The organism is Acinetobacter lwoffii, from assembly GCF_029024105.1.
Lineage (GTDB): Bacteria > Pseudomonadota > Gammaproteobacteria > Pseudomonadales > Moraxellaceae > Acinetobacter > Acinetobacter lwoffii.
The window spans coordinates 157,967-169,977 of record NZ_CP118964.1 but is presented as its reverse complement, the minus strand read 5'-3'; the positions used below and the strand labels follow the sequence as shown (position 1 = coordinate 169,977).

Annotated in this window: 9 protein-coding genes and 2 pseudogenes; 5 read left to right on the top strand and 6 right to left on the bottom strand. The window is 57.9% G+C overall.

Annotation, left to right across the window (positions count from 1 at the left end):
• Positions 1-427: 427 nt before the first annotated feature.
• The 5 genes and pseudogenes from PYW33_RS16135 to PYW33_RS16115 all read left to right on the top strand — a co-directional run bounded on the left by PYW33_RS16135 (position 428) and on the right by PYW33_RS16115 (position 3,895).
• A complete protein-coding gene (locus PYW33_RS16135; RefSeq protein WP_004642064.1) occupies positions 428-1,225 on the top strand; it encodes an HdeD family acid-resistance protein in 798 nt (265 codons plus the stop codon).
• Positions 1,222-2,133 carry a mechanosensitive ion channel family protein gene (locus tag PYW33_RS16130; RefSeq protein ID WP_004733146.1) on the top strand — a complete coding sequence of 304 codons (912 nt, stop codon included), beginning with the start codon at positions 1,222-1,224 and terminating at the stop codon, positions 2,131-2,133. Before PYW33_RS16135 ends, PYW33_RS16130 begins: the two co-directional genes overlap by 4 nt.
• Before the next feature lie 180 nt (positions 2,134-2,313).
• Positions 2,314-3,018 (top strand): hypothetical protein, encoded by a 705-nt coding sequence (locus tag PYW33_RS16125; RefSeq protein WP_004637112.1) that lies wholly within the window; start codon positions 2,314-2,316, stop codon positions 3,016-3,018.
• Positions 3,002-3,578, top strand: a pseudogene (locus tag PYW33_RS16120) (NADH dehydrogenase ubiquinone Fe-S protein 4). Before PYW33_RS16125 ends, PYW33_RS16120 begins: the two are co-directional and overlap by 17 nt.
• Positions 3,579-3,583: 5 nt before the next feature.
• Entirely contained in the window at positions 3,584-3,895 is a 312-nt protein-coding gene (locus PYW33_RS16115; RefSeq protein WP_004637114.1) for a cation:proton antiporter domain-containing protein, read from the top strand.
• 322 nt (positions 3,896-4,217) lie between these two features.
• Here the strand turns inward: PYW33_RS16115 and PYW33_RS16110 are convergent, their stop codons facing one another.
• From PYW33_RS16110 to clpK, 6 genes and pseudogenes are all read right to left on the bottom strand, one after another.
• Positions 4,218-5,369 (bottom strand): S1C family serine protease, encoded by a 1,152-nt coding sequence (locus PYW33_RS16110; RefSeq protein WP_004637115.1) that lies wholly within the window; start codon positions 5,367-5,369, stop codon positions 4,218-4,220.
• 19 nt (positions 5,370-5,388) lie between these two features.
• Positions 5,389-6,015: pseudogene (locus PYW33_RS16105) on the bottom strand (M48 family metalloprotease); the annotation flags it as partial.
• A 12-nt stretch (positions 6,016-6,027) separates the two neighbouring features.
• Complete coding sequence (locus PYW33_RS16095; RefSeq protein ID WP_004637117.1) at positions 6,028-7,173, bottom strand: hypothetical protein; 1,146 nt, start codon at positions 7,171-7,173, stop codon at positions 6,028-6,030.
• A gap of 85 nt (positions 7,174-7,258) precedes the next feature.
• Positions 7,259-7,870 carry a heat resistance membrane protein HdeD-GI gene (hdeD-GI, locus tag PYW33_RS16090; RefSeq protein WP_004637118.1) on the bottom strand — a complete coding sequence of 204 codons (612 nt, stop codon included), beginning with the start codon at positions 7,868-7,870 and terminating at the stop codon, positions 7,259-7,261.
• A 96-nt stretch (positions 7,871-7,966) separates the two neighbouring features.
• Positions 7,967-8,854 (bottom strand): heat resistance protein YfdX2, encoded by an 888-nt coding sequence (gene yfdX2 / locus PYW33_RS16085; protein WP_004637119.1) that lies wholly within the window; start codon positions 8,852-8,854, stop codon positions 7,967-7,969.
• 209 nt (positions 8,855-9,063) lie between these two features.
• A complete protein-coding gene (clpK, locus tag PYW33_RS16080; RefSeq protein WP_004733155.1) occupies positions 9,064-11,913 on the bottom strand; it encodes a heat shock survival AAA family ATPase ClpK in 2,850 nt (949 codons plus the stop codon).
• Between the last annotated feature and the right edge of the window lie 98 nt (positions 11,914-12,011).

Sequence of the window (12,011 nt, the reverse complement as noted above, 5' to 3'; positions counted from 1 at the left end):
AAACTCCATGGTTTGGCAGAAGCCGAAGTCGATCCGTAGCTCGTCGAGCTGACGGTGAATGCCATCCGGCGTGAACCAAATTCCGCTTCTCCTGCCCCCGATCGCGGTGATGTCTCCCAAGACATGGGGTGACAGTTTCCTGGAGAGCGACAACTCAGTTGGATGATTCCCTTGAGGCACCATCGAGTGATACGTGGAACCCCCAGCATGCCTATTTCGAAAGATAAAGCATCGGCCAAGAAGCCACGGCGCGTCTCCCGCAGCCATGCGCCTGGGGACAAATCGAATCTTTTTGGCACCGTCAAATTGGCCGGAGGGAGTGTTTGCCATTTTGGCATGGAAACTTGGTCCGAAAAACGGGTGATTCTGCTCCCTCATACTCCTAACCTGAATTATTCACCACACAAAGGATGAGAAGGCCTATTGTGTGCTAAAATGTTGTTGCAAAACAAACAGTTGTACATCAAACAGGTCTTCTCATGAGCTACCATATCACAACGCAGAGTGTGGTTTTCCAAGACTTGTTTCCCAAGCCGACTGGAAGGCTTTCCTGTGGCGCGGCATCGTTGCCGTCATTCTTGCCGCCCTGGCATGGCTGATGCCCGCTGAAGCGGTCCTAACACTGACCATTGTGTTTGGTGCCTACTCCTTTGCGGATGGCGTACTGGGGCTTTGGTCGGGCTATAAAAACATGCGTCAGGGTGAAAGCTGGGGCTGGTTGATCTTCAGCGGCCTCCTTGGCATCGCAACCGGGCTTATCGTCCTGGTCAGCCCGTTCGTCGCGACACTCGTGTTAACCGTGTTTCTCTGGACGATGGTTGCATTCTGGTCGATCACATCCGGCGTGATGGAGATCGTCGCGGCCTTTCGGCTCCGTAAGGAAATCGAGGGGGAATGGTTGCTCGTCCTCAGCGGTGTCATTTCCATCTTGCTTGGCGCTGCCGTCACATGGGTCTTGTTCACGACACCCGCAGGCAGTATTATGGCCCTCGGTTGGTTGTTGGGCGTCTATGCCGCAATCTTCGGTGTAACCATGATCCTGTTGGCATTGAAGCTTCGGAAAGTCAGCGCTTCGGACGACACGCTGGGGCCGAAACTACAGCCACTTAAAACGCGAGAACGGCGGCCAGGCACGTCACAGGACCTGGCTGCCTTTAAAAAAAGAGAAGCAGCGCTGCGCCAGCCGACCTTTCGTTGCAGAATAATAGGGAGTGCATATAAATGAATTTTTTGAATTTGCAGGTCACACAGGCAGAGCTCCTATCCGGCCTTATTTCCGTTTCCCAAACAGTTGCACAGATTGTGCTCGTCATGACCGTGGCGTGGCTCGTGTCCGCAGTGCTTTCGCGGGCCATCACACGCATCAGCAAAAGAACCCGCACTTCCAAGAGATCTGCAGATGAGGTCAAACGCATTGAAACATCTTTTCGTCTGATCCGTTTCGTCAGTCGGCTGGTCGTGTGGGCCTTGGCCGTGACCATTTCCCTCTCAATCCTTGGCATTTCTGTGGCACCGATCCTGACGACTGCGGGGGTAAGCGGCATCGCAGTGGGGTTTGCTGCGCAGAGCCTGATAAAAGACTATTTTTCGGGTTTGGTCTTGTTGCTGGAAGGGCAACTCCGCATCGGGGATATCGTGGATATTGGCGGTGTGGCAGGCCAAGTCGAAGAGATGACGTTGCGCTATGTGCGCCTGCGTCAACTCAATGGTGACGTGGTCTATGTGCCCAACGGAGCCATCACCAATCTGACAAATAAGACAACGGACTATTCGATGGCCGTAATCGATGTCGGTGTCGCCTATCGCGAAAACCTTCAGGAGGCATTGAACGTTATGGAGAGTGTCGCCCGTGAGCTAGCTTCGGAAACAACCTGGTCAACGAGAATATTAGCCGAGCCAGAGGTCTTTGGGGTCGAAACGTTGGGTGACTCTTCGGTTATCCTGCGTCTTCGCCTCAAGGTCTTGCCAGGTGAGCAATGGTCAATCCGGCGCGAATATCTGCACAGGATAAAACAGCGCTTCGACGAACTTGGCATCGAAATCCCTTATCCGCATCTGACGCTTTATGCCGGCCAGGACAAGGATGGAAAAGCCCCTGCCTTTCGGATCGAAGCTCCGGCTGGTGCCCAATGACACGGCCAAAATATACATATGAAGTGGAAAGAGATTTCTCGAACTGGGATGAAACGATTTTCGAGCGCTGTCTGCGGGATGGGTTCAATGTATTTGGCTCTGGACCAACCCCTATTCTCTTGCGGCCCGAAAAGGAGACCGAACCTGCCCCTGACACCCGTTCGCTAGGCAACGACAGCCATGATTAAGAAAGGCCAACCCATGAAGCCACCGGTAAAGACGAGCTTTCGCGGCAGGGACGTCGCCTACCTGGTAATTTCCATTGTTTTAGTGGGCGTAGGTTACGCAGCCTACCGCGGCTTATACTTTGTTGGTGAAAACGTTCCTTTTGCCCAAGAGATGATCCTAGTGTTCCTGGGTGCAGCTGCCACTATCTATCTGACAGCTGTGCTCCTCAATCGCCAGACTGAGCTTGAGTTAAGAAAAGAAGGGCAAGTTCTTCTTTTTCAACAAAAGCATGACACATATATGCGCGTCATCGAAAAGGTTGCTGAAATCGTGGAGCGTGAACGTCATGATTTTGCGCTCATTGATGAACTCAGGGTCATCAGCCACAAGCTTGCCGTTGTCGGCAGCGCGCCAGTTGTCGAAGCGTTCCGACGCGTTCTTGATCTGCTTGTTGATGGACTTGAGGATGGCCAGTTGAACGGCAATGACGCAGAACAGGTGATGCATGCCGTAGCTGAAGTCACGATTGCGATGCGTTCGGACATCAGCAGCGACAACGACCCTGAAGCGCTTCGGTCGGCTGTAGAAACGATCATGGCGAACTCACGCAAGATCGAGCGGCTGGACGACATCGAGCACTCAAAGTCCAAGCCAGACGCAAATGCAGCCAACAATAAACAGAAGAAAGGAGATTCGAAAGATGATGCAAGGACATAACCGCCCGCCATTCGCACCAACAATTCCCGGAACCAACCTTCGTTCTCATGATGTGCCAACCGCCATCATTTACCGACCCGCGCGCGGCCGCCACGTCCGCGCCACGATCCCGACACTGGGTTCTGGAGTTCGAACCGTCACGCCCGCAGAACCTTGAGCCCTTGATGGGATGGACGACGTCTCAGGATCCTTACCGGCCTATCAGGATGACATTTCCAGATCGCGACAGCGCTGTCGACTATGCCCTCAAGAACGATTGGCGCTATATCGTGCGTGAAGATCGTCCGCGGCGCATCGGACCAAACCCTTGGGCGGGCACAAGCAGTCATCAGCTTTATCGCGGGGTCGATACTTCCAAGGAAGGGTGGGTTCAGATGGGGCAACCGACGATGTCGGAGCATCACCTCCCAAAAGGATACGGCGCATCCGAAAACACGGGAACGCCGCAGAAATCGGAGGCTGAGTTTCTCGATCCAGTTCTGGAGGCTGCCATCGAGTCCTTTCCAGCCTCTGATCCGCCGGCGTGGATTGGAACGACAGTATCCGGGCGAAGGGGCTGAAGTCGATGCATGGAACCGCCGAATTCCTGATTGCGGGTGCGACCCTGATTTCGGGCGCATTCATTGCCGTTGCCATATGCTCCCGTTTAGGTGTTCCTTCGATCGTTGGGTTTTTGCTTGCAGGCATGGCTTTGGGCCCGCACGGTCTCGAGCTTATTGATGGTGAAGCAACCCTTGGCGCTATCGGTGAATTGGGCGTGATCTTGTTGCTGTTCATGCTGGGGCTGGAATTCTCGCTTGGCAAGCTGATGGAGCTGCGGCGGCTGATCTTCGGTGTCGGTCTTTTGCAGGTCGCCACAACATCCGGTCGAGTATAGGAAGAATAAACACCTATATGAGAGTAATAAAGTTTCATCCTTTGTTGTGCATAAGTATTTGTTTTTATTGGTTCCAAAATTATATTGTATTTATTAAAGTATCATACTATAGGCAGGGCTAGTCTAAATTTAATTCTATCAAAATAAAAAAAGTTTCATACCAAAATTACAAAATACTGAAAATAATGAATATATTTTCTTTATTTTGAAAATTCGTATGAAACTTTATTACTAAGTATGATTATTTATTACCTAGTATTTAACTTTATTACTCAAAAACAGCTTGACTGCTTCGCTGTGCAGATCCATGACCCACTTTCCATCAAACTCCCGGTTGTAGTTCCACAAGCATCTCGCGAGTCTTGCCGGCCCGCTCCACTAACAAGACCACAACATCTCCAACGTTCTTGTCGTCTAGCCGGGCCTGTAATGTGGTGACGTCGTCGACGGCGATACCGTCGATGCTGATAACGCGATCGCCGGGCACGATGCCGCCTGCGGTGACCTTGATGCCGACGAGCCCGGCCCTGTGCGCCACCGAGCCCGGCGTCACGCGCAATACGAATACGCCCTTACTACCGGTCAGCGCCTGCAGACGCGCGTTGAGCTGCTCATCCACCTCGATGCCCAGCGCCGGACGGATGTACTTGCCGGTCTTTATGAGTTGCGGCACCACGCGCATGACGGTATCCACCGGCACAGCGAAACCGATGCCAGCGGACGCGCCCGAAGGGCTATAGATGGCGGTGTTGATGCCGATCAGCCGCCCGGCCGAATCGAGCAGCGGGCCGCCGGAGTTGCCGGGGTTGATAGCGGCGTCGGTCTGGATCAGGTGATCGATGGCAGGCCCGCCCCCTTCGCCGTCGAGGGTGCGGTCGAGCGCCGAGACGATGCCGGTGGTGAGCGTCCAGTCCAATCCGAAGGGATTGCCGATAGCGAACACTTTCTGCCCGACCTTGAGGTCGGCACTGGTGCCCACCGGCACAGCGGGCGGGCGCTTGAAGCCGACGCCGATCTTGAGCACGGCGATGTCGTGCTCGGGGCTGGCGCCCACCAGCGCAGCCTGATAATCGCGACCGTCGGCCAGTTTGACCGTGGCAGACGATGCCCCCTGGATGACGTGGAAGTTGGTCACCACGTGGCCGGCATCGTCCCAGATGAAGCCGGAGCCGGTGCCGCGCGGCACGGAAAAGACATTGCGCGACCAGACGTCACGCACCAGTTGCGCCGTGGTGATGTAAACCACCGACCCGCGCGATTTCTCGAACAGTTGGATGGTGGTCTGCTCGTCTGCCGCCAGATCACCACGCGGTGTCACCGTGCGCTCGGCCGCTTCGCGCGGACTGAACCAGGCTTCGATGGCAGGCAAGAACTGCCACAGCAGCATGAGTGCGGCGATGCAGCCAGTGATGACGAGCCAGCGCCGGATGAATCGGTCCGGCGCCGGGCGGCTGTTGAGGTCGGGGTAGGTCATGCCATTCTCCTTGTTGAAATCAGCACCAGACACCGCTGGCGCGCCAACGCGGTGGGCGTGGCGCCAAGGGGATGTCCGGCAGAAATGGGCTGGAATGAAGCGGTTGCGGTGCCATCGAATCAGCCAATTCCCGCAAGCGTTGGATGCGCTCTGTCGTCGCCGGATGCGTGCGCAACCAGGAGGGTTCCGGGTTGCCCCATCCGGGCAGCAGCCAGGCGCGACTCTCCCGCTCGATCTTGGCGAGCGCCAAAGCCAATCCCTGTGGGTCGCCGGTCAATTCGGCGGTGAGCCGGTCGGCGTCGAATTCGTGCACCCGCGACAAACCCAGCAGCGCGAGCTGCGGCGAAACGGCCAGCAACAGCAGCGCCGGCCACTGGATAGCGACTGTGCCCCACAGCAAGGCCAGCAGGCTGAAGAGGAGCATGATTTGCCCCAACAAGGCCAGAAGATGGGTGAGCCGGCTGATGGAATCGGCCAGGCCCATGACACGCAAATCCTCGTTCGCAATATGCGCGATTTCGTGGCCGAGCACGCCGGTCAACTCGCGGGGCTCGCCCGTGAACAAGGGCTGCTGGCAGCGGCCACAGTTGGGATGTTCCGATAGCTTCGCAGTCGGTACGCGGTTGATGGACTGGCATGCGGGCAGACGAGGTGAAGATCATTCTTCATGGTTCGCCTCCTTGGACCACAGTGAGGCTGCCGCGCTTCGGGTCACAGACAATGCCGACCAATCAACGCCTTGGAGCCAATCGTTCCCGTCTTTGCTTACTCCGGCCTCTTCCAAATGAGCAGCGATGAACGCTTCGGCCTGCATGAGCCACCTTTGGACAGTATCTTCCTTACTAGGAATCAGCAGGATCTCAGAGACGCTGCTGGCATCCAGCCCGTCCACACGGATAAGCAGAAAAATGCGCCGCCACAAACGCGGCATGTCCTTCAGCAGGTCGAATGCGAAAGCGAACTCGCTCGACCGATCAACTAGCTCCTCCTGTTCCGCGATCGTTGCGGCATCGGGATGCTGACTGTCAGCGATGATATCGGCAAGCCTGAGTGTGTCATCGGGCTGATAAAATTCGAAGACTTCCTCTTCCACCATGGCCTCGGCGACGTCCTGGGCATCCGGTTCGACCGGCGCGTCCAGAGAAACGAATTCGCCAAATTGCCGGCTGTTTGCCACTTCGTGATCCAGGACGGCGAACAGATGTTTCAGAAGACCGAAGTAAGCCGCTTTTTCTTCCGGCACGGATTGCCATTCCACCTCAGCTTGGACAATCGCTTCATCCACCACGTCGCGCAGCGTCGGATAATCGCGCGGTAAATCGCCGACGGCCCGCAGATAAGCCAGCTCACGCCTTGCGACAGCCTCAAGTTTCGACAGTAGAGGCATTCGGGTCACGTTGGCCTCATGGGCGGCTGACGCGGGTTTTGCGGCAATTCGCACCTTGAGCTCGCGCAAGCGCTTGCGTCGTGCTTTGCGCTTGATTTGGTCCTGAGCATGCAGCCGGTCAAAATGCTTCTTGGCCTGACGGAACAACGACTGTGCGAGCATCTGCGCGAGGGGCGTCAGCTCGTCATGTGATGCAGTAACGCTGACAATCTTTCTGCCGGGCAGGTGCATATAGCCACTGGCCAGAAATTGCCGCTTGGTCTTGTCGCGATCAAGGACGATTCGAAGTCGCACTGAATCTTTAGTGTGTTTGTCGAGCAATGGCTTGAGGTCGCGCTCGACCGCATTTCCCAAAGCTCTCTGCCATGGTTCATGAAACTCTTTGTCGACAGCTCGATAGCTATATTGCATCTGCATGTATGACTCCTTTGATGTCATTTCTATGGAGGTATGAATCGAGGATGCTCATATCCATAGATATAGATTTTGGTTTGGCACGCTCTTACCCCAGGCGCGTTTTGCGAAGACTCCAACTAAAGAACAAAAGCGTGACGCCATAGACTGCCGCATGGAAACCCAACAGCCAGCCTGCGGCCACGAATGACTCGACCGGACGGGTAAAAAATATCCACAAGACGATAGCGCCAAGTATAATCGAGAGCAGTCCACTGAGGGCAAGCCAGATTTCACCCTTGATTTCCCGACGCAGCCGAACGGCGGCGGATATCTCCAGCACACCGGTGAAAATCGCCCAGAAGCCCACGCTAGCCCATAAAAAAGAAGCCAAGACTATCGTGGCGACCCAAGGAGCAACCAGGACGACGACGCCCGTAAGTATGCCGACAATGCCGCTGAACAGCAGCCAGCCCCAGCGCTCTTTTTTCTGGATATGGCGCACCGCTGCAAACAAGTTGAACGCGCCATTGACCAAGGAAAATGCGCCGAACATGATGGTCATGGCCAACAGAGCCGATTGTGGTATCCAGAACGCGAGGGCTGCAAAAATCAATGCCAAGACGCCGCGCAACGCAAAAATCCACCAATTTTCGGTCAATGAACACAGTGTTTTGGTGGGCTCATCCGCACTGGAATCGGTGATAGTGTCTATATTCATGCTATATCTCCCAAAGATCTAATGGGGTGAAAAAGCAAACATTCCTGAGCCAAGAGAGGGGCGCGACGCGCCCCTCTTACGCCCTATCCAGCGGTTTCAGAACAACTTGGACAGCTTTGCCTTGATTTCATCGAGCCAGCCTTTTCCGCCGCCTCCCCCAGCCGTCTTTTGCTTGACTTTCTTGAGTTCAGCATACAGGGGCTCAAAGTCCTTCTTCTTTCCATAGCCCAGCAGTTCTGCCATTTCCAACTGCTGCCGGGCTTCGTTCAATAATGTCTCCAGGCGCTCATTGGACGCTTCGCTGCGCTGACCATCTTCTACCAAGGTCTCGGCGCGCTGCAGGAGCAGCTTCGCACGCAGGACGGGCAGCGGAAGCACGCTGCGCTCCTCGACCAGCGTGCTGAGCGCTGCCTGCAGCGCGGCTTTGGCTTCTTCAATCTTGCCCTGATCGATCAGCGGCACGACTGACTTCACGACTGCGGGATAGGACGCCAGAGGGATGTTGGTGACCGTGATCACGATTTCACTGGCCAGCAAAGCCAGCACGTGACGTGCCTGTTGCACCTCGCCATGTTTGAGGGCATCCAGCGCCTCGTCGGTCATCGCCTCAATGATTTCCGTGTTGGCGAACAAGTCGTGCACGATGGTGCGCACATCAACGGGGGCCAGGGCAAGCGTGGGTTCGCGCGCAACGATCAGCTCCAGCTTTCCCGTCACTTCGGCCAGCGATGCTAATGCGCGTGCAGTGTCCTTGCCGTCAAGTGCGGCCAGCGCTGATTTGGTCAGCGACAAGGCCGAGACGGCCTCATCGAGGACTTGTTTACGTTTGTCTGCCGCCTGCGAGTCCGTTTCCTTCTGAACCTCAGGCTGTACCTCCGTGACGACTTCAGGCTTGGCCTCTGGACTGACAGGAAGGCTGCTTACCGCAGCCTGTTCGTTTATTCCTTCGTTCGTCGCATTGGGATTCGGTGTTTGCTCATTCATGGTGATATACCTCGTATGTGATAGTGAAAATAGGCGAATCTATTGGGGCTGAATGCGAACATCGCGAGACTGACCGACAGAGCAGTCAGCCCCTTCATCACCTCAAAGAAGATGACCGCGTGCCCCGCTGTGGGGATAGTGACCGCCAGCGGCACGAGGGTGGCTGCCCATGTCAGCCCGTTGGGGTCGGACACGACAGCCCCCATCGCTCAAGATTCGCCGCCCGCTGACTTCTTCTTGCGCGCAGGCTTGCTCGCGTCGCTCGGCGGCGCCTCAGCCACGTTCGCGGCATCGGGCTTCTCAGGCTCGGCCGGCTTCGCGGGTGGCTCCTGGCGCTCGAAGACCACCCGTTCGGCCTTGTCATCCCAGCGGGCGCTGGCGTGATCGCCCTTGCCGATACCGCCACCCAGCATCTCGCGCGCCAGTGCCGTCTCCAGCTCGCTGCGGATCAGCCGCTTGAGCTCACGCGCGCCGAACTCGGGCTTGTAGCCTTCCTCCGCGAAGTGATCGATCAAGGTCTGATCGAAGGTCAGCGTCACGCCCTGGCTGGCGGCGTTGCGGGCCACACGATCGAGCTGCAGGCCGACGATATGGCGGATCTCCTCCTTGCCCAGCGCATGGAAGACGATGATCTCGTCGATGCGGTTGATGAACTCGGGGCGGAAGTGTCCGCGCAGCACGTCCATCACCTCGGACTTGGTCTTCTCATACTCCTCGCCGGCGGCGCTACGGGCCTTCAGCCGACGCTGGATGATGTCCGAGCCCAAGTTCGAGGTGGCGATGATGATGGTATTGGTGAAATCCACCACCCGGCCTTTGCCGTCGGTGAGGCGCCCGTCGTCGAACACCTGCAGCAGGATGTTGTAGACGTCGGGGTGCGCCTTCTCGATCTCGTCCAGCAGCAACACGCTGTAAGGCTTGCGACGCACCTTCTCGGTGAGCTGGCCACCCTCGTCATAGCCCACATAACCCGGAGGCGCGCCCACCAGGCGTGCCACGGTATGGCGTTCCCCGTACTCGGACATGTCGATGCGCAGCAGCGCACCTTCATCGCCATAGATGGACTCGGCCAGCGCCTTGGCGAGCTCGGTCTTGCCCACGCCGGTCGGCCCGAGGAACAGGAACGTCGCCACCGGCTTGCTGCCCTCGCGCAGGCCCGCCCGCGACAGCCGCACGGCATCGGCCACCGCGCGCACTGCTTCATCCTGACCCACCAGGCGCTCGTGCAGCCGCTGCTCCAGATGCAGCAGCTTCTCGCGTTCTTCCACCGTCAGCTCGTTGACCGGAATGCCGGTCAGGCGCGAGACGATCTGTGCGACATGCTCGGCCTTGACTTCGGCGCTGCCCGAGGCGCGCTCGCGTTCCCATTCCTCGACGAGCTTCTTGAGTTCAGTCTCCTTGGCCTCGATGCGCTTGCCCAGCTCGGAGGCCTTGTCGTACTGCTTGCGCGAGGCCATATAGTCCTGCTCACGCCGCAGCTGGTGCAGTTCGGACTCCAGCTCTTGCACCGCCACCGGGCGGGCCGTGGCTGACAGCTTCACGCGTGCGGCCGCCTGGTCAAGCAGGTCGATGGCCTTGTCAGGCAAAAAGCGCGCGGTGATGTAGCGGTCCGACAACTCGGCGGCGGCGATGATCGCATCCTCGGTGATGCTGACCTTGTGGTGCGCCTCGAAGGTGTCGCGCAGGCCGCGCAGGATCATCATGGTCTGCGCTACCGTCGGCTCGGGCACCATCACCGGCTGGAAGCGACGCTCCAGCGCGGCATCCTTCTCGATGTACTTCTGATACTCGTTGAGCGTGGTGGCGCCGATCAGGTTCAGTTCGCCGCGCGCCATCATCGGCTTGAACACGTTGGCCACGTCCAGCCCGCCTTCGCCGCCACCCTGGCCGGCACCGACGATGGTGTGCACCTCGTCGATGAAGAGAATCATCTCGCCCTGGTGCTCGGTCACTTCCTTGAGCACCTTCTGCACGCGCTCCTCGAACTCGCCGCGGTACTTGGCGCCTGCCACCATGGCGTTGATGTTGAGTTCGACCAGGCGCTTGTCGCGCAGCGTCTCGGGCACTTCGCCGGCGACCATGCGCTGCGCCAGCCCTTCGACAATGGCGGTCTTGCCGACGCCAGGCTCACCGATCAACACCGGGTTGTTTTTCTTGCGCCGGGCCAGCACCTCGATGGTGGTCTCGATCTCCTGCGCACGGCCGATGACTGGATCGAGTTTGCCCTCGCGCGCCATCTTGGTGAGGTCGCGCGAGTATTTATCCAGCTCGGGCGTGTTGGTCGGCGTCTCGGCGCGGCCATCCTCGGCCCCTTTGCCGACCACCTTGCTTACCTGCTGGCGCAGCGCTTGCGGCGTGAGACCGTAACGGCGTAGCAGGTTGGCCGCCAAACCTTCGCCTTCCTCGGCGAGCCCGATCAGGAAATGCTCCGGCCCGACATAAGAGTGGCCGAGTTCATTGGAGGCCACGAAAGCACGGCTGAGCGCGTCCTTGACCCGGGGCGACACGCCGATCTCGCCCTCGAACGGCTTCTCGCCGCGCTTGGCTTCGGATTCGATCTGTTGCTTGAGGTCATCGACCTTGATCTTGAACTGCCCCAGGATGGTCTTCACCACATCGCTGTCGGATAGCGCCAGCAGCAGGTGTTCGGTATCCACCTCGGCGCGGCCAAATTCGGCAGCGTGTCGGGCGGCCTCCTGCAATAGGGCCTCGGACTGTTCGCTGATACGGCTGGCGAGCCCACTGCCGCGACGGCGCGGCGCACCCGAACCTGCGGCGGCGGGCTCGCCGAACGAGGCATCGACCACGTCATCGGTATCGGCGGCCATCGGCGTCGCGTCGTCGCCGATGCGGAAGAAGTCACTGCCGAGGAAGTCCTCGAACAGGCCGCTGCGCGAGCCGAACAAGGCTTCCAGCGGCGAGACGGTGCGCTTTTGCTGGCGCACCAGTTGACGGTAATGGTCGTCACACAACAGCATGGTGCTGTGACGACCGTTGAGATTGGCTTCCACCCGCACGGTGGCGGGTTGGCTGCAGACCTGGCATTGTTTTCTGTCCATGATGATGCTCCTGTAAAGATTGATCTGACGAGGCACCGACGATCACGGTGCCTCATCTCTTTTTGTTTTTTGAGAAAAACGCGCTGCCCCGCGTCAGC